The following is an 18,997-nucleotide window of genomic DNA, read 5'->3' as shown; positions in this document are numbered from 1 at the left end:
GGATTCCATAAGAAATTGGAACTATTGGTTAAATATTGGTGCCTACTTACATATAATTACTTTATAATAAAATAGCTATGTTGATAGAAAAGAGTGATAAACAGTGAACTGGTTTAAAAAGCAAATGAATAAACTATTTGATAATGATATAGATGAAGAAGAATATTACGAAGATGAAGAATTTGAAGAATTTGAAGAACAAATATCTCTTAACTTTCATGAAGATGGTCAAATCAATGAAGGCTATCAGAATAAGAGAAAAAGCTTTAAGTTTCCAATAATAGCAGATAACGAAGTAGAGTTGCCCCCTGGGGATGCTCAAACAGTATATCCAGAATCCCAAAATCAACTCTCGAATAGATTTGATGAGACAAAAAGGGACTCAAAGTATTTTTACCAGCCAAATGCGATTTCCAAAGTATATGATGTTGAAGTTTCGGGAATTCGTGATTTACTAGAAAAACGTCAACGAATCAAAGGACATTCCAATGTTTTTAATCACAAGGAATCTACTTTGATCCGCCGTGTTGAAAAAGTTAAGAAAGCAGAACCGACAAACAAGGAATTTAAAAGGACGACGCCAATTAAAAAGACTATAAATGAACAAGACGATCCACTGATTCCAAAAAGAAAATTCACTCCAACCCAAGTGCCGTCGCCTGTTTATGGATTTAAAAAACCTAGTAATATTGACCAATTGCTGTCAAAGAAACAAGAGCGAGTAGGTTTAAATTCAAAAGTAAGTGAAGACGATGCTGAGGAGAAGCACACGATTTCCGAAATTGCTCACTTGCAGCATGAAGAAAAAATTGACTTGATGCTTTCAGAAAGTGCAAGAGTGAAAGAGGAAATTGCAAGTTCGGTCGAAACCATTACCGGTATTGATAATCAAAAATTAAACAATACAGCGCCTGTAATTGAAACTTCAACTACTAATTTTATCGAAATTGAGGATGAGCTGGAAGAAAAACCAATTGTCTTAACAGATGAACTATATGAGAAAGTAGAAGATTTTCCAATCTTGGCTGAATCATTTGAGGAGACAGCGACTGCAAAACATGAAAATGTAGAAGCACCTCAACCGGTCCATGCGAATTTACGAGGGCATGCGGGCGTAGAAGCTGCCGTAACCGTATATGATCCAGAGCCTTCTATAACTCCAATGTCAGAAGGGGAGAAAGGATTGCCATGGGGCCAAATCGGTGAAAATAGCTCAAATAAGCTTGATTTGATGAATCAACAAAATACGACAGTACTTGAAGCTGAAATTGAAACAGAACCATTCACTGAAGAACGAGACCTTGAAGAAGAAGAGGGTTATGTTAACAAAGGAGATTTTATTGAAAAATTACTAGTTTCTCAGGTTATCTCTAATGATGAGGAACCATCTGACCCTTATCTAGAAACAGAATCTGCTGAAGAATCTTATCTAGAGCCTATCCAAAGTGCTCAAGTCCAAAGATTGGTTTCAATTGCTTTAAATGATAGTGAACTAGAAGAAGAAACTGAAAACCAAACAGCACATGGGCACGATAGGTTTGAAACAATTGATCAGAGTAATGAGGGACAAGCACTCGGAGTAACAGAGACCTATGAATCTCAAATACTTGAAATTAAAAGTCCAGTTAGTGAAAATGAAGAAAATATGTCGGCAGAAAAGCAATCTAAAGGTAGTAAGCTGCCATTTAATGTGTTGATGCTGAAATCCGACAAAGAAAAATATGCCGCCAGACTAGCACAAAAACAAATGCTTCAACATAATGATGATATTAAAGAAATACATGGGCATATAACTAAGACCGTAGAAGAGCCAGTAATAGAGCAAGGTCACGGCACTTCACAGTTTGGAGCTGCAGCTACGGCGGTACAACATAATGTAACAACGCAACAACAACAAACAACGATGTTGCGGGAAGAGAAAGATTGGGAAGACGAAACGCTCCCGATTCAAGAAGAGGAAACTGTGCCTTTACAAGAAAAGGTTGCGGAAATGCCTGAAGAGGTTGCTGCAACTAACCTAGGAGTGAAATCATTACCAAAAATTTATATAAAGCCTTCTTTTGATTTTTTATCACCCCCTGAAGAGAAGACAGAGGATCGAGAGTGGCTGGAATCGCAGGGCGATGTATTAGTAGAATCATTATCCTATTTCCAAGTAACGGCACAAGTGGAGTCGATTACACAGGGACCAGCCGTTACTCAATTCGAGATTACAGTGGGCCATGGAACGAAAGTTAGCAAAGTGCGCAATTTGTCGGATGATTTAAAGCTTGCTTTGGCAGCCAAGGATATTCGTATTCAAGCCCCGATCCCAGGTAAAAGTACAATAGGGATTGAAATTCCTAATCGCATTTCCCGAGCTGTGCAATTATCTGAAGTTACAAGCAGTGATTCTTTCTTGCAGTCCGATTCACCACTGGAGGCTGCGTTAGGCCTGGATTTAACGGGTAAGCCTGTAACAATAGATTTAAGAAAAATGCCGCATGGTTTGATTGCAGGAGCAACAGGATCAGGAAAATCTGTTTGTATTAATTCGATTTTAATTAGTTTATTATATAAAGCAGATCCTAATGAGTTAAAATTAATGTTGATCGATCCAAAAATGGTTGAACTGGCACCATTCAATCATATTCCACATTTGGTCAGCCCGGTAATTACCGATGTAAAAGCTGCTACGGCAGCTTTGAAATGGGCGGTAGAAGAGATGGAAAGGCGTTATCAATTATTTGCTCATGTGGGGGTACGTGACTTACCGCGTTATAATAAATTGGCTGACTCAAAAGGGGAGCATGGGCATAAATTACCTTATATCTTAATCGTAATTGATGAGCTTGCAGATTTAATGATGATGTCCCCAGCGGATGTAGAGGAAGCAATTTGCCGTATTGCCCAAAAAGCAAGAGCATGCGGAATTCACTTAATCGTGGCAACACAACGCCCTTCCGTTGATGTCATTACGGGGCTGATCAAATCCAATATACCGACTCGTATTGCATTTGCGGTCTCTTCGCAAGTTGACTCACGTACAATACTAGATAGCCAAGGTGCAGAAAGACTGCTCGGTAGAGGGGATATGCTGTATTTGGGCAATGGCATGAGTGCACCGATACGACTGCAGGGTACATTTGTAACGGATGATGAAATCCAGGAAATTATAGATTATGTAAGAGCACAGGGAGAACCGGATTATTTCTTCCAGCAAGATGAACTATTAAAGAAAACAGAAATGGTTGAAGAACAAGATGAATTATTCGAAGAGGTTTGCCGATTTGTTCATGAACAAGGTTCTGCTTCCACTTCTTCAATCCAAAGAAAATATCATATCGGTTATAATCGTGCCGCACGATTGATCGATATGCTGGAAAGCCAAGGTTTTATTTCAGAGCCAAGAGGAAGTAAACCTAGAGAGGTTTATCTTACAGATTCTGATTTAAGCACAATGTTTGAGTAATGAGGGGGATTCCCTCTCATTTTTTTGCAGGAGGAAAGTAAATTAGTTCCCAAAAAAGCGCTTTGAAGCATGAAAAAGCAGCGTGCGATAATTTTTTCTTAACCAAAAAATAAAAATACGAATAAATGAGTGAATGAATCGATAAATAAAATTATTTTACAATATTCTTTAGTAAAAATAATGCTATAATGGGGTAAGTTTTGTTTAATTGGCACAAACTAACTTCAACTACAAACGTTCATTCATAGGGACCTGTGGATCCCGGGAGGTTTAAAATATGACATTTTATCATTTTACAGGAATAAAAGGTTCAGGTATGAGCTCATTGGCTCAGATTTTATTTGATTCAGGAGAAGAAGTACAAGGTTCTGATTATGAGACCTATTATTTTACGGAAAAACCCCTAAGAGATCGCAATATCACGATACTGCCTTTTAGCCCAGACAATATTAAAGAAGGCATGACCGTTATTGCCGGTAATGCATTTCCAGACGAGCACCCGGAAATTGTACGTGCAAAAGAGCTGGGAGTAGAGGTAATCCGCTACCATAAGTTTTTGGGTGACTATATCAACCGTTATACATCGATTGCTATTACGGGTGCACATGGGAAAACGTCCACAACCGGGCTAATGAGCCACGTAATCGCAGGCTTCATGCCAACATCCTTCTTGATTGGCGATGGCACCGGTTCTGGTAAGGAGGATGCTAGCTTCTTTGTGATGGAGGCCTGTGAGTATCGACGCCACTTTTTAGCTTATCACCCAGATTATGCGGTTATGTTGAATATCGATTTTGACCATCCTGATTATTTTGCAGGGATAGAGGATGTCTATTCGGCGTTCCAGGAATTGGCCTTGCAAGTGAATAAGGCAATCATTGCATGTGGTGATGATGAGCACCTCCAAAAAATCCAGGCAAATGTCCCTGTGCTGTATTATGGCTTTGGTGCAAACAATGATTTTGCAGCAAGAAATATTGAGAAATCAACGGAAGGCACAGTATTCGAGGTTTATGTACGAAATGAATACTATGATAAGTTCTTTATTCCTTTATATGGTGACCATACTGTATTAAATGCCCTAGCTGTTATTTCCTTATGTCATTATGAAGGAATCCCGGCACAGTTGATTCAAGAGCGCCTGCGTACTTATGGCGGTGTAAAAAGACGTTTCACGGAGACGAAAATTGGGAATAGTGTTCTTGTAGATGATTATGCACATCATCCAACTGAAATAAAGGCAACAATACAATCAGCACGTCAAAAATATCCTAATCAACAAATCGTAGCTGTTTTTCAACCTCATACATTCAGCCGTACTGCAGCATTTTTACAAGATTTTGCTGATAGCTTATCACAAGCGGATGCAGTATATTTATGTGATATTTTCGGTTCTGCTCGTGAAAAACAAGGAGCATTATCAATTGAAGACTTACAGGATTTAATAGCGAATAGTAATATCCTTCAATTAGATAAAATTGACCTTTTGGGAAAACATACCGATGCTGTTTTCTTGTTTATGGGTGCAGGAGATGTCAATAAGTATCAAATTGCATTTGAGAATGTATTGAAAAGCAATGAAGAAACAGCTTAAACGCCTAAGTTTAGGCTGTTTTTTCTAAACGGAAGGAATCGCTTCTGAATTTGTCGAATAATAGGAAGTAGCAGACGTAGGAGGTTATTTTATGGAAATCATTTTATACATCTCGGCATTACTTGCAGCAATAGGCTTTTTAGTACTATGTATTAGTGTTGGGATGACCCTATTCGGATTAAAAAATACTTTGAACAGTATTGCGGGTACAATTGCTGGAATTGAAGGGCAAATGGAAGGGATTACTCGTGAGACAACCTCCCTATTAGCAAAAACAAACACGCTGGCTGAAGACGTTACGGAGAAATCGGAAAAATTAAATTCAGTAGTTGATGCCGTAAAAAATATTGGGGTATCGGTAAATGGTTTAAATGCATCCATTAACCAGATCACTACATCCATTTCAACGGAAGTCAGCAAAAATGAAGAAAAGATAGCCCAAGTTGTTCAATGGGGGAACGTGGCTATGGAAATTGCTGATAAATGGAAACAGCGCAAAACAATCGATCAAGATGATGTAGAAGAAGCTACGAATGAAATTGTTAAGAAATCTTCTAAATTTAAGCGCAGAACATAAAAAGGGGATGTTTTAGATATGGCAGGGGAAAAACCAAACTATAACGAAGTAAAAAATGAATTACCCAATTTACCTCAGGTTTATACAGGAACAGATGCAATGTACGAGGAGGAATCGGTGAACATGAAAGATTTTGTTATTGGAGCTTTAGTAGGGGGAATTGTTGGAGCAGCAGCGGGTTTATTACTTGCACCTAAAACGGGCAAGGATTTACGTAGTGATGTAGCAAGCCAGGCCGAGATGATCAAAGATAAGAGTGTATCGCTATCATCCACTGCCAAGGAAAAGACTGTACAAATTTCGAACCAATTAAAAGAACAGTCAACTCAGCTTGTTGATAAAGTAAAAACTAAATCTTCAAAGGTTCCAACGGTATTTGATGATGGTACCGTTTCATACGAAGGGGAAGAACCATTAGAAAACGAAACTTATGAAGGTGTAGATATTTCAGAAGCTTCAAGACCTTCTTCTATCTAACAAAAAGATACCAGGTGAGGTAAAACAATTTGTTTTACTCACCTGGTTTTTGATTTTATAAAAATTCCTGGTTGGTGAGGGCAGTAGGAGAGACTGAATAATCAGCAGTGTCCTTGAACCCGAAAAGAGCTCAAAATGCATGTTCTATCGGACACCTATTGTAAGTAGAATGCGAAATTGTCCAATAGGTGGGCTCTATTGGACACCTATGAGTAAGTAGAATGCGAAATTGTCCAATAGATAAGTTCTATGGGACAAATATAAGTAGTAGAATGCCAAAGTGTCCAATAGACGGGATCTATTAGACACTTTTGTGTAAATATAATGCCAATTGTCTATTAGGCGGCCTCATAAAAATACTTTTTAAACTCTATCCTAATGTCCCAAGATTTATTGAGTTAGAATAATCTCGAGCTGGTCGCCTCCAAAGATTTCTTCATCGAAAGAAGAAGGCTGTCCATTCCGCAATATTGTAAATTGGCCATTGAAGTTTTGCGGCAACTGCCAGCTAGAGAAACGGAATATATCCTGGTAGATCCAGCGGTTGGTATCCTTTTCGACAATGGATAGGGAAGAACCGTTTGACACCATTTGAGAGGCTTGTACCGCTTCGCCATTATATAATATTTCGGTGCGTATCTTTTTTAGTTCCAATGCTTCGTGCAGAAAGAAAACGGTGATTTTTTCTTCAAGCATCAAGTTCAACTTATTTGCAATCATTTCTATTGTAGGAACTGCACTATCTTCAATTATTATGGCGTCCCCATTCTTAAATGGATAAGTAGTTTTATAGGGTTTACCGTTCAATAGTAACTTTGAGGAATACTCGGGAAAGAAAACAGGTTTTCCATCCACCGTTAAATAAAATGAATTTAATTTCTGTAATAGGTCTGCTTGTTTGGTATGAAGAAGCAACTCTTCTACCGTTTCAATTGTTTCAACAAGAAGTGAGTCCCTATCCTTCAGCACTTGGTCAACCGAACATAATGTATTGTTTATTTTAACGATAGGCTCAACTGTATACTGCATATCCTGGACAGTTACATTTTTAATTAGTGCTTCGTCCACGATGTCCCGAACGGTTGCCATTGCATCGTCCCCATTTCGCCCTTCGATGAGGGAAATAACATCCCCATTTTTTATCTTCGTTTTGGTAGAAGCATTTTCCCCATTAACCAGTATCCTTGCCGGATGCCCATGTCCACCTGGAATCAAGATATCCTGGTTGTTTACTGTAATGGCCATTCCTTGGCCAGGTTTGCCATAAAGTTGATTTGCCCGTAAATTCGCTGATAAAAAAGCATCTGCAACCGTCATTTCCTTTAGTTCAAATAGTCTTACAACCTGTTCATTTACGCTTACTGACATATACTGAATAGGTGCTTTCCTTGCAGCAATCGCTATTCCAATTGGGGTCACTAGTTCTGGAGTAGCTGGTATTGACTCTTCCTTCGTCAAGTTTTGAATTGCGTCGATTCCCCGAACAGCTACGCGATTTGACGGTAGCTTTAGAATCTTGCTCAATGTGCTTGGCAGATTGGGTGTTAAACTTCCTCCACCAACCAGCATAACAGCTTTCGGGGGGATTTGATTATTCAACCTAAGTACTTCACCGCCAATTGCCTGTGCAAGCGCTTCTACAGAAGGGTGAATTGCTTGGATCACTTCTTCTTTAGGAAAGGTTTGCTCGAATCCTAGAATATCCTGTATCACCACGTTTTCTTCAGTTGATAATTGTCGTTTTGCCGCTTCTGCGACCGGAAAATCCAGCAAATAGTGATCGCTTAATGCCTCGGTAACTTCATCCCCGGCAGTTGGTACCATTCCATAAGCTACAACCGTTCCTTTATCGGTTATGGCAATATCAGAAGTACCTGCACCAATATCAACCAAAGCGACATTTAAACGTCTCATCGAAGGTGGAATCAACACGTTAATGGCAGCTATTGGTTCAAGAGTTAATGCTTCCATTTCCAGCTCAGCCCGTTTCAATGCAGCTAGCAAAGATTCTACGACAACTCTTGGTAAAAACGTCGCAATTACCTCAACTGTAGCTTCATCACCTTGCTGGTCTACTAAACTGCCTATTTCTTCTCCATCGAGCTTATAAAATAGTACGGAGTAGCCAACACAATAATAGTGACTTATATTTTCATCTTTTTTGGAAGAGAGAAGCTTTGCCTGCGCTAGTTGAACCGCCTGCAGCTCAAGGCGGCCAATGTCTTCTTCAGTAAAAATGGGACGATTTTTAATGTTGATGGTACTGCTGGCTTGCTCTGTTTTTAATGCACGGCCTGCAGCTGCAACACTCACTTTTGATAAAGGTCCATACTTGTGTTCAAGTTCACTTTTTATTTCTTTTATTAAGTCTGCCACATATAAAACATTATGTATTTGTCCATCTACCATAGCCCGCTCTTTATGTTCTTTTATAAGAATATCAATTACATGAAAATGCTCGTTGTGCGCCTCAAGAATAATGCCAACGACTGAACGTGTACCAATATCCAATGCAAATAATCTTGAACTCAGTGAAATCGCTTCCTTTCAAGGAAAATCAACAAAGACACTTTAGCGAGTTGAATCGCTAAAGAAAAAAGCGTGACAATTTGAAATTTGTTGATTATAATATGATTATTAACTTAAAATGTATCATACATTTTGATGTTCTTCAAAAAAGAGTAACATACACAAAAGGAGAGGAGAAAAGAAATGAGTGAGCAAAATTTAGAAGCATTACGAGGTCAGATAGACGAATTAAACATAGAAATCTTACGTTTAATTAATGAACGAGCAGAGATTGTCGACGAGATTGGCAAAATTAAAGGAAAACAAGGTGTTAACCGATATGATCCTCTTCGTGAACGCCATATGTTAAATCTTTTAAAAGAACATAATAAAGGTCCGTTAAACCAAATGACGGTCGATTATATTTTTAAGCAAATATTTAAAACAGCATTAAAGCAGCTTGAAGCAGACAAGAAAAAAGAACTTCTTGTATCGCGCAAGAAGAAATCAGAAGATACAGTAGTAGAAATAAATGGCGAAACAGTAGGATCAGGCAACCCAACATTCGTATTTGGCCCATGTTCGGTAGAGTCATACGAACAAGTTGCAGCTGTTGCAGCTTCAATCCAAGCAAAAGGGTTAAAAATGATTCGTGGTGGAGCATACAAACCTCGTACATCGCCATATGACTTCCAGGGGTTAGGTCTGGAAGGGCTTAAAATTTTAAAACAAATTTCAAAAGAATACGGGTTGGCAGTTGTGACAGAAATCGTAACACCTGCCCATATTGAAGAAGCATTGGATTATATCGATGTTATTCAAATTGGTGCACGCAATATGCAAAACTTCGAGTTATTGAAAGCTGTCGGTGCGACAAACAAACCGGTTCTTTTAAAGCGTGGTTTAGCAGCTACAATTGATGAATTCATACATGCTGCCGAATATATCATGTCTAAAGGAAATGAAAATATTATGTTATGTGAGCGCGGTATCCGTACTTACGAGAAAGCAACACGTAATACTTTAGATATTTCTGCTGTGCCAATTCTAAAACAAGAAACACATTTACCTGTGTTTGTCGATGTAACTCACTCAACTGGCCGTCGTGATCTACTATTGCCTTGTGCAAAAGCAGCCATCGCGATTGGTGCTGACGGAGTTATGGCAGAAGTACATCCAGATCCATCTGTAGCACTTTCGGATTCGCAGCAACAAATGGATATCCCGGAGTTCGATGCATTCTATAACGAAATTCAAAAATTCATGAAACAATATGAGTTAAAAGCATAAATAACTTTTAAGTCCAAAAGTATGATTTGAATACTTTTGGGCTTTCTTTTTGTTCGTTGTTTATAGTGGATGATATGACAAATGTTTAATCTTTCTAAAGATTATATGCTTTATATTGAAAAAGAAATGGATATTGTCGTATGATGGAAATACTAATTTGACTTAAAAGGAGGCGTATCCTTTGACTGTAACAATTTATGATGTTGCACGTGAAGCCAATGTATCAATGGCAACAGTGTCACGTGTAGTTAACGGAAACCAAAATGTAAAACCTGCTACAAGAAAAAAAGTGCTGGAAGTTATAGAACGCTTAGAGTATCGACCAAATGCGGTAGCACGAGGGTTGGCTAGTAAAAAAACTACTACTGTTGGAGTTATTATTCCAGATATATCAAATAACATATATGCCGAGGCAGCCCGTGGTATAGAAGATATTGCAACGATGTATCGTTATAATATAATTTTGGCGAATTCTGACCAAAATGAAGACAAAGAGCTGAATCTATTAGATACCATGTTGGGGAAGCAAGTGGATGGAATCGTCATGATGAGTGATGCAGTAACAGAAAAGCTGCATCAATCGATGGATCATTCGCCTGTACCCATTGTACTTGCCGGTTCGGTCGATGAGACGGACAAATTCCCTTCGGTTAACATTGATTACTTCCAAGCCTCTTTAGAAGCTGTCCAAATGTTGATAGCAAATGGACATAAGCGGATTGCAATTGTTACAGGTCCTCTTGCCTATACAATAAATTCCAAGTTTAAAATAGAAGCTTATAAAAAAGCACTATCGGATGCTAATATCGTGATTGATGAAAAGTTAATCATTTCTGATGATGATACTTATGATAGTGGTCTTGAAGCATGGGAGAGCTTAAGTGAACTTGAGCAGCCGCCAACTGCATTCTTTGCGGGAAGCGATGAATTAGCAATTGGACTGATCCATGGTGCACAGGATAACGGGAAAAAGGTTCCGGATGAGATTGAAGTCATCAGCTTCGAGAATTCAAAACTTGCCCGTATGGTTCGCCCTCAACTTACAAGTGTTGTGTTGCCTTTATACGATATAGGTGCTGTTGCCATGCGGTTACTGACAAAACTGATGAATAAAGAAAATATAGAAGACCAATCAGTTATCATTCCTCACCGGATCGAAATGCGCAACTCGGTTAAATAATAAAGGGCAGCTCGTTTTTTAGCGGAGCTGCCTTTTCATCTATCTTTTTTCATTGCGAATCATATGGAGTGCTTTCATGAGCATTTGGGCATTTTTTTCTTCAATCTCCATCTTTCGTGGAACTGGTTCATATAAAGGATTTGGATCTTCCCAGGTTGGAATAAGCGGTACAGGAGATTCAGGCTGCCATTTATCCAACCAGTTTTTTGGGAGGGAACCAGTGGGTGAAGGCAGGTCATTCATCTCAGTCCAGATAAAGGACCAGGCTCTAGGAACAACGCGCCATATATCGTACCCGCCACCCCCAACAGCAATCCATTTTCCATCACAGTATTCATGAGCTAATTGATGAGCCAATCTTGGTATTTCCCGATAGATTTTCATCGTTCCATAAAGATGGGTAAGCGGGTCAAAGTAGTGTGCGTCAGCACCATTTTGTGTAATGACCACATCCGGCTTAAAATACTCAAATACTTCTCTTACCGCCTGTTCATAAATTTCTAGATAACTCTCATCTTCCGTAAAGGCATCAATCGGAAAATTAAATGACGTACCATACCCTTGACCGTTGCCGCGTTCTGTTACATTCCCCGTACCAGGAAATAAATAGCGACCGGTTTCGTGAATGGAAAGTGTACAAACATCAGGATCATCATAAAAAGCCCATTGAACCCCATCTCCATGATGGGCATCTGTATCGATATACAAAACTCTTGCATTATATTTTCTTTGCATATAGCGAATTGCAACCGTACTGTCATTATAGATGCAAAAACCCGATGCACGTCCATAAAACCCATGATGAAGTCCACCGCCCAGGTTTATGGCATGGCGGCTTTTACCTTGCATAACGTAATCTACTGCTTGCAATGTACTTCCGACCAATAATGCACTTGCTTCATGCATATTGTCAAAGATGGGTGTATCTTCTGTACCAATTCCGTAATTTTCGCATTCCTTAGGAGTTAATAGGCCATGGCCCGCTTTTTTCACAATATCGATATATTTTTTATCATGACCAAGTGCTATTTCTTCATCTGTCGCAATTCTGGCAGGTACAATATTTTCCTCTGATAGTGCATGAATTTCTTTTAGTAGATCAATTGTTAAAAGTAGTCGCTTATGATTGAATGGGTGAGATTGCGAAAACTTATATCCAAGTTGTTCCGGCGAATAAATAAATACGGCATTTTTCATAGGCCGCCAGCTCCAGGCAGATTTGGCCATAATACATCAAAGCCTTCTTTGCGCAAGTCTTCAATTATGGACAGCGGATTAATGATTTGAACCCGGACACTTATAATTTTGTTTTCTGTATGATGGCTACTTGGATAAACTAATACACTTAGGACATTGGCATGATGCTTTTTAAAGATTTCGGTAATATCCGATAATATCCCAGGCTTATCTTTTACTCTTATATCAATCTTGGATGAAGGCCTATTCGCTCCAGTCAACTCAATATATGTATAAAGCAAATCTGTCGTTGTTACGATGCCAACCAATTTGCCGCCAGATACAATCGGCAGACAACTAATTTTAGATTCATAGAGTGTAAGGGCAACCTCTTCGATAAAATCAAGTGGATGTCCGATTAAAGGGTTCTTTACCATGATTTTTTCAAGAGTTGTTTCATAGGTTGTGAAGTTTGAATCTTCCTTTACGGAAGATGGTAATATGTTTTTTAGATCATGCGCGGTAATGATCCCGACTACCTTTTCTCTTTCATCGACTATCGGCAAATGTCTGATTTTCTTCTCCCTCATAATTTTGATTGCATCTTTTACTGTATCGGAAGGTGCCAATGAATGGACATCTTTATTCATAATCTCTTCAATAATCATCATGTTGCTTGCCCCTTTCAATTAGTACATGAAACGATTTTTAAAGCGTAATCGATCAAATCTTTCCATTGTATCATTATTTACCCGTTTGCCAACGCGTGCCATTAAGCAATTAGCAGGATGGGATGTGATTTCGGGATCATCTGTTGCGTAATATGCGAAATCGACATTCTTCATCAATCTCTCCATCATTTTTCGATAGTCCCATACATTTAACCCCGTACCTTTTAAATCCCAATGCCAATAGTATTCAGTGGTAATGACCAAGTAATCTTCCATGGCATCATCCATAAAAGATACAAGCAGTAATTTCTTTCCTACCCCACAACCACGGTAAGAGGGAATCACTTCAATTGCACCGAGTTCTATCATATTTTCTATTTGATCCTCGGCCCACCTCTCCAATGGATCGGGATACAGATATGTAACATAGCCAACGACGGTTTCGTCCTTGCGGATGATTATAATTCTTCCTTCTTCAAGTTTTGCAATCTCAACCAGTGCCTTTTGCTGTTGCTTGGACGGTCTAAATGATATTAAATCTTCATGAAAAGTATATTCTTCTAGCAGCTGTGAAGGCACCGGACCTTCGATTGTGACTAGTCCATGCCTTGTTTCCATTTCTATGGAATAAAAGGTTTTAGTATGTTTCATTTCATTCGCTCCACATGAATTTGATAATTCAATTATATGATAAATACTGCATAAAATCGCTGTTATTTGTTAAAAATACAGTAATTGTTATAAAATTGAAAATATTTAACTCAAAATGTTCAGAATATTGTAAAATGTAAGGGCGCCAATCTATATTACTTGCACTTAGTATTATAGATTGGAAAATTATCACCTTGTCACAACAAGTAGTGGATAATTTTATTCCGCAATATTTAAAGTTGTGAAGTTTGAGGAGAAATTGAGTTGAAAGGGGTAATTTTTATGGGGATAAAAATTACGGACAGATTAACTGTTGTTAGCGGGGATCATAATCTAACCAATTATGATGAAAAAGTTGGATCTTTTGATTGGAAAGAGACAGAAACAGCATTTAGTTGGCATGCATCGGGGAAGGTTAATGCCGCTTATGAAGCCATTGATCGACATGCCGAAAGTTTTCGAAAAAATAAAGCAGCATTATTTTTCGATGACGGATCAAGAAAAGAAGTCTACACCTTCAATGATTTGAAACGTTTTTCGAACAAAGCTGCAAATGTGTTGAAGAAACATACTACGCTGGAAAAAGGTGACCGTTTATTTATCTTTATGCCACGATCACCGGAATTGTATTTTTCTCTATTGGGTGCCATCAAGATGGGGGTTATTGTCGGTCCTTTGTTTGAAGCGTTTATGGAAGGTGCCGTTTATGACCGTTTATCGGATAGTGAAGCAAAAGCTTTGGTTACGACTCCGGATCTATTAAAGCGGGTGCCAGTAGAGAAGCTGCCACATTTAGAAAAAATCTTCGTTGTTGGGGAACAAATTGAAGAGAATGATAAAATTGTGGACTTTACAAATCAAATGAAAGAAGCTTCAAGTACTTTTGATATAGAGTGGGTTGACCGCGAGGATGGAATGCTGCTGCATTATACTTCCGGTTCAACGGGATCGCCAAAAGGTGTTTTGCATGTTCATAACGCAATGATTCAGCATTACCAAACAGCACAGTGGGTTCTGGATTTACAGGAACAAGATATTTTCTGGTGCACTGCAGATCCTGGATGGGTTACCGGTACTGCTTACGGTATTTTTGGTCCATGGCTAAGCGGGGCAACAAACCTGATTGTTGGTGGACGTTTTAGCCCGGAAAATTGGTATAGTGCGATAGAGCGGTATGGTGTAACGGTTTGGTATAGTGCGCCTACAGCTTTTAGAATGTTGATGGGAGCAGGTTCAAGCGTGCTGGAGCAGTTTGACCTCTCCACACTTCGTCATATACTTTCAGTAGGCGAACCTTTAAATCCGGAGGTAGTAAGGTGGGGTATGGATGAATTGGGGCATAGAATCCATGATACTTGGTGGATGACTGAAACTGGTGGTCATATAATTTGCAATTATCCTTCCATGGAGATTAAACCTGGTTCGATGGGGAAACCTGTACCTGGCATTTACGCAAGCATTGTAGATGATGAAGGAAATGAGGTGCCGCCATATACTATGGGTAATTTGGCAATTCGGAGGGGCTGGCCGTCCATGATGCGCGAGATTTGGGGGAATCCTGAGCGCTTCAACTCGTATTTCCTGAAAGAGGAATGGTACGTGACAGGGGATTCAGCATATATGGATAATGAGGGATACTTCTGGTTCCAGGGGCGTATTGATGATGTCATCATGACAGCAGGTGAACGTGTGGGTCCATTTGAGGTAGAGAGTAAATTGCTTGAGCATCCAGACGTTATTGAAGCAGGCGTAATAGGCAAACCAGATCCAATGCGGGGGGAAATTATTAAAGCGTTCATAGCTTTACGGGAAGGTGTGGAAGAGAGTGATCAGTTAGCTGAAGATATTCGTAATTTTGTTAAAAAAGGTCTAGCTGCTCATTCAGCACCACGTGAGATCGAGTTTAAGGATAAGCTTCCGAAAACTAGAAGCGGTAAAATAATGCGCCGGGTTCTAAAAGCGTGGGAGTTAAAACTGCCAACAGGTGATCTATCAACAATGGAGGATTAATTTTTTTAGAGCGGTAAAAAAGCAATCACTTAAAGATGGAGGTATAGTCCTTTTAGGTGATAATAAAGTTATTCTATAATTATGGTTTGGTAATTATTAACAAATATTTAATAAAAGATTAATATTTATACAATTTGTTTTAAGGGTACTCTGATTTAAAATATGATAGAGTACCCTTTTCTTATGCGTTTAAAAATTTAGAAAATATATAAAAATACAGTTGACTAAATATTTATGCAGACTTATACTAACGTTATTATGACAGATTAAGAACAAGAAAAGGGAAAATCTTAATAAATTAATAGATTAACTCACAAAATTTTGACGCAAGCAGGATTTCAAATTTAGGGGTGAATGAATTGAAGGTTGGAATAATAGGGGCAACAGGATACGGTGGGTTGGAATTGATCCGTTTCTTGCACAATCATCCAGAAGTCGAAAAGATAGAATTATTTACTTCTTCTGAAGAAGGTACAATTTTTTCTTCGAAATTTGGGCATTTGTTAACGATTCACGATACACCGTTACAAAAGATTGAAGCCGAGTCTCTGGCTGGCTTTGATGTGGTATTTACAAGTACTCCTTCTGGGGTAACAAGCAAATTGTTGCCACCATTAGTCGATATTGGCCCTAAGCTCATAGACCTTTCAGGTGACTATCGCCTAAAAGATTTAGGGGCTTATGAAAAGTGGTACGCTAAAGCACCAGCACCGGAATCGATTGTTAAGAAAAGTGTTTATGGATTAACTGAGTGGAATGAAGAAAACATAAAATCCGCTAGTTTAATAGCCAATCCAGGTTGTTACCCAACCGCTGTTTTACTTTCAGTACTGCCTTTAATAAAAGAGCGATTAATCGATCCCGAATATTTGGTAGTTGATGCCAAAAGTGGTGTGTCTGGTGCAGGAAATAAGCCTTCCCAAATAACGCATTATAGTGAAATGAATGAAAACTTTTCTATATATAAAGTAAACAAACATCAGCATATTCCAGAAATTGAACAGGCTATTGCAATGTTTGCAGATTTTGAAACAACCATTACTTTTAACACGCACTTAGTTCCGATGACGCGTGGAATATTGGCCACTTCATATGCACCAGTATTCCCGGGTGTTACAAATAAACAGTTAAATGATTGCCTGCTGGAAACATATAAAAGTCACCCGTTTGTGCGAGTGGTACAAGATGTTTCTTCAATTGGAACAAACCGTGTAAAAGGTTCGAACTATTGCGATATATTTGTGCAATTGGATGAAAGAACGAACAGGGCTACGATTGTTGGAGTAATCGACAATTTAGTAAAAGGGGCTGCCGGGCAAGCAATCCAGAATATGAATGTTCAGTTGGATTTACCACAGAAGCTTGGTCTGGATGTAGTTCCGTTATTTATTTAAAGGGGGAGAAAAATATTGAATACATTGTATGAGGTTAGAAAACTTTCAAGCAAGAATATTGTATCACCTAAAGGATTTTCAGCTGCTGGTATGCATTGCGGCATTAAGCATAAGAAAAAGGATTTAGCACTTTTAGTAAGTGAAGTTCCAGCAAGTGTTGCGGGTGTATTTACTACGAATGCTATTCAAGCTGCTCCTTTAAAAGTTACAAAAGAAGTAGTTTACCAGTCGGGTAAAATGCAGGCATTAATCGTAAACTCGGGAAATGCCAATGCTTGTACTGGTAAACAGGGGATTGCAGATGCATATGAAATGCAAAACTTGGCAGCGTTGAAACTTGGAATCGACCCTTCACTTATCGGCGTTGCATCAACTGGTGTTATAGGTGAAATTATGAAAATGGAGCCAATCCGAATTGGTGTTGAAGAGTTGGAGCTAGGGAACACGTTAGAGCATGGCATTGATTTTGCACAAGCAATTTTAACGACGGATACAGTAATGAAAAATACGACTTATAGTACATTGATTGATGGCAAAGAAGTGGTAATATCCGGTACTGCGAAAGGTTCTGGAATGATCGAACCGAATATGGCAACGATGCTTGGATTCATAACTACTGATGCCAATATTGAATCGGATGTATTGCAAGCCGCTCTTTCAGAAATTACAAACTTGACATTCAATGCTATAACGGTCGATGGCGACACATCTACAAATGATACTGTAATCGTTATGGCAAATGGGTTGGCTCAAAACGATTCTTTAACTCCACAACATCCGGATTGGCATAATTTTTATAGTACATTGCAAGTGGTAGCTGAAGATCTGGCAAAAGCAATTGCGCGTGATGGAGAAGGCGCAACAAAATTAATAGAAGTAGAAGTAACCGGAGCTATCTCGGATGAAGAAGGGCGAAAAATTGCTAAAACTGTAGTTGGTTCACCTTTAGTCAAAACCGCAGTCTTCGGAAATGATGCAAACTGGGGACGTATTATCGCAGCTGTCGGATATAGTGGTGCAACGGTTGACCCAGAAAAGATTACAATCAAGATCGGCAATGCATTAATGGTGGAAAATGGGGAACCAGTACCTTTTTCTGAAGAAGAATTAATTAAAATTTTAAAAGCGAATGAAGTGAAAATTTACGTGTCATTAGGGCAAGGTGAAGGACACGGTTTGGCATGGGGGTGCGATTTAACTTATGACTACGTTCAAATCAATGCTTCCTACCGTTCGTAAAAAAATCGTCATTAAACTTGGCGGTAGTACATTGGAAGGCTTAAATAAAGCCTTCTTTTCCAATTTCAAAAATCTCCAGCAAGAAGGTTATGACATTATTATCACCCATGGTGGTGGTCCTGCAATTAATAGGGAACTAGAAAAACAAAATGTAAGTTCATCTGTTCTTAATGGAATCCGCGTAACAAGCGAAAAAGCGATCAACATTGTCCAATCAACATTAATAGGGAAAGTAAATCCAGCTTTGGTGAGCGAGTTAAATGAAGCAGGAATCTTGGCAGTAGGATTGAATGGCTTTGATGGCCAACTACTGCAAAGCGAGTTTTTAGAGCAAGAAACTTATGGTTTTGTAGGAAAAGTAACTCGAGTGAATACAGAGCTGATCAATACTTTGTGCAACAATCACATTGTTCCTGTAATTGCCTGCGTTGGAGCATTTGCAAACGGCCAAGCACTTAATATCAACGGAGACACGGTTGCTAGTGAAGTGGCACTGGCGATAGAGGCGGAAAGCTTATTGCTCGTAACAGATGTTACTGGCATTCGTATCGAAGGAGAATACCAAGAAGAAGCAACTCCAAGCTTAATCGACCAATGGATTGATGACGGGTATATTTATGGTGGCATGATACCAAAGGTAAAAGGGGCAATTCAGGTGTTAGAAGCTGGTGTGCCGTCAGTACAAATTGTTGATGATCAATTAACAGGAACAGTCATTGTACCTTCTTTTAGTGAGAAGATGGCAAGACTGTAAGGGAATTGCGTTCCTAAAAAAAGAA

At 38.9% G+C, this 18,997-nt stretch carries 14 protein-coding genes; 10 read left to right on the top strand and 4 right to left on the bottom strand.

Going from position 1 to position 18,997, the window contains the following annotated elements:
* The first annotated feature begins 103 nt into the window (after positions 1-103).
* The 4 genes from QYB95_RS09220 to QYB95_RS09205 all read left to right on the top strand — a co-directional run bounded on the left by QYB95_RS09220 (position 104) and on the right by QYB95_RS09205 (position 6,099).
* Positions 104-3,451, top strand: a complete 3,348-nt coding sequence (locus QYB95_RS09220; protein ID WP_301138044.1) for a DNA translocase FtsK — start codon at positions 104-106, stop codon at positions 3,449-3,451.
* Between the two features lie 277 nt (positions 3,452-3,728).
* Entirely contained in the window at positions 3,729-5,045 is a 1,317-nt protein-coding gene (gene murC, locus QYB95_RS09215; protein WP_301138043.1) for a UDP-N-acetylmuramate--L-alanine ligase, read from the top strand.
* Positions 5,046-5,136: 91 nt separating this feature from the next.
* Positions 5,137-5,622, top strand: a complete 486-nt coding sequence (locus QYB95_RS09210; RefSeq protein ID WP_301138042.1) for a DUF948 domain-containing protein — start codon at positions 5,137-5,139, stop codon at positions 5,620-5,622.
* 18 nt (positions 5,623-5,640) lie between these two features.
* On the top strand, positions 5,641-6,099 hold the full coding sequence (locus QYB95_RS09205; protein WP_301138041.1) for a YtxH domain-containing protein: 459 nt from the start codon (positions 5,641-5,643) through the stop codon (positions 6,097-6,099).
* 390 nt (positions 6,100-6,489) lie between these two features.
* Here QYB95_RS09205 and QYB95_RS09200 read toward each other — a convergent pair whose 3' ends face one another.
* On the bottom strand, positions 6,490-8,631 hold the full coding sequence (locus QYB95_RS09200) for a cell division protein FtsA (protein WP_301138099.1): 2,142 nt from the start codon (positions 8,629-8,631) through the stop codon (positions 6,490-6,492).
* Positions 8,632-8,811: 180 nt separating this feature from the next.
* On the opposite strand from QYB95_RS09200, the gene QYB95_RS09195 reads away from it, so the two are divergent.
* Entirely contained in the window at positions 8,812-9,897 is a 1,086-nt protein-coding gene (locus QYB95_RS09195; protein WP_301138040.1) for a bifunctional 3-deoxy-7-phosphoheptulonate synthase/chorismate mutase, read from the top strand.
* 181 nt (positions 9,898-10,078) lie between these two features.
* A complete protein-coding gene (gene ccpA / locus QYB95_RS09190) occupies positions 10,079-11,077 on the top strand; it encodes a catabolite control protein A (protein WP_301138039.1) in 999 nt (332 codons plus the stop codon).
* Positions 11,078-11,116: 39 nt separating this feature from the next.
* Here ccpA and QYB95_RS09185 read toward each other — a convergent pair whose 3' ends face one another.
* The 3 genes from QYB95_RS09185 to QYB95_RS09175 are packed head-to-tail and all read right to left on the bottom strand — an operon-like array spanning position 11,117 to position 13,575.
* Entirely contained in the window at positions 11,117-12,274 is a 1,158-nt protein-coding gene (locus tag QYB95_RS09185; RefSeq protein WP_301138038.1) for an acetoin utilization protein AcuC, read from the bottom strand.
* Positions 12,271-12,921 (bottom strand): acetoin utilization AcuB family protein, encoded by a 651-nt coding sequence (locus QYB95_RS09180; RefSeq protein ID WP_301138098.1) that lies wholly within the window; start codon positions 12,919-12,921, stop codon positions 12,271-12,273. Before QYB95_RS09180 ends, QYB95_RS09185 begins: the two co-directional genes overlap by 4 nt.
* Before the next feature lie 21 nt (positions 12,922-12,942).
* Positions 12,943-13,575, bottom strand: coding sequence for a GNAT family N-acetyltransferase (locus tag QYB95_RS09175; RefSeq protein WP_301138037.1), 633 nt, complete (start codon positions 13,573-13,575; stop codon positions 12,943-12,945).
* Between the two features lie 282 nt (positions 13,576-13,857).
* Here QYB95_RS09175 and acsA point away from each other — a divergent pair, with 282 nt between their 5' ends.
* The 4 genes from acsA (at position 13,858) to argB (ending at position 18,972) form a co-directional block, all read left to right on the top strand.
* Complete coding sequence (acsA, locus tag QYB95_RS09170; RefSeq protein WP_301138036.1) at positions 13,858-15,585, top strand: acetate--CoA ligase; 1,728 nt, start codon at positions 13,858-13,860, stop codon at positions 15,583-15,585.
* A 359-nt stretch (positions 15,586-15,944) separates the two neighbouring features.
* Entirely contained in the window at positions 15,945-16,979 is a 1,035-nt protein-coding gene (gene argC / locus QYB95_RS09165; RefSeq protein ID WP_301138035.1) for an N-acetyl-gamma-glutamyl-phosphate reductase, read from the top strand.
* A gap of 15 nt (positions 16,980-16,994) precedes the next feature.
* Positions 16,995-18,218, top strand: coding sequence for a bifunctional glutamate N-acetyltransferase/amino-acid acetyltransferase ArgJ (gene argJ, locus QYB95_RS09160; RefSeq protein WP_301138034.1), 1,224 nt, complete (start codon positions 16,995-16,997; stop codon positions 18,216-18,218).
* Positions 18,181-18,972, top strand: coding sequence for an acetylglutamate kinase (argB, locus tag QYB95_RS09155; RefSeq protein ID WP_301138033.1), 792 nt, complete (start codon positions 18,181-18,183; stop codon positions 18,970-18,972). Before argJ ends, argB begins: the two co-directional genes overlap by 38 nt.
* Positions 18,973-18,997: the final 25 nt, after the last annotated feature.

Origin of the sequence: Ureibacillus aquaedulcis (genome assembly GCF_030418165.1) — a bacterium.
In the GTDB taxonomy this organism is placed as follows: Bacteria; Bacillota; Bacilli; order Bacillales_A; family Planococcaceae; genus Ureibacillus; species Ureibacillus aquaedulcis.
The sequence above is the reverse complement of the archived record's forward strand: the minus strand, read 5'-3'. Positions and strand labels throughout refer to the sequence as shown.

Excerpts from the sequence above, each read along its gene's own strand:
- QYB95_RS09185 (WP_301138038.1), bottom strand. The coding sequence starts at position 12,274 with ATGAAAAATGCCGTATTTATTTATTCGCCGGAACAACTTGGATATAAG.
- argB (WP_301138033.1), top strand. The coding sequence starts at position 18,181 with ATGACTACGTTCAAATCAATGCTTCCTACCGTTCGTAAAAAAATCGTC.
- QYB95_RS09195 (WP_301138040.1), top strand. The coding sequence starts at position 8,812 with ATGAGTGAGCAAAATTTAGAAGCATTACGAGGTCAGATAGACGAATTA.
- QYB95_RS09180 (WP_301138098.1), bottom strand. The coding sequence starts at position 12,921 with ATGATTATTGAAGAGATTATGAATAAAGATGTCCATTCATTGGCACCT.
- acsA (WP_301138036.1), top strand. The coding sequence starts at position 13,858 with ATGGGGATAAAAATTACGGACAGATTAACTGTTGTTAGCGGGGATCAT.
- QYB95_RS09210 (WP_301138042.1), top strand. The coding sequence starts at position 5,137 with ATGGAAATCATTTTATACATCTCGGCATTACTTGCAGCAATAGGCTTT.
- QYB95_RS09175 (WP_301138037.1), bottom strand. The coding sequence starts at position 13,575 with ATGAAACATACTAAAACCTTTTATTCCATAGAAATGGAAACAAGGCAT.
- QYB95_RS09205 (WP_301138041.1), top strand. The coding sequence starts at position 5,641 with ATGGCAGGGGAAAAACCAAACTATAACGAAGTAAAAAATGAATTACCC.
- murC (WP_301138043.1), top strand. The coding sequence starts at position 3,729 with ATGACATTTTATCATTTTACAGGAATAAAAGGTTCAGGTATGAGCTCA.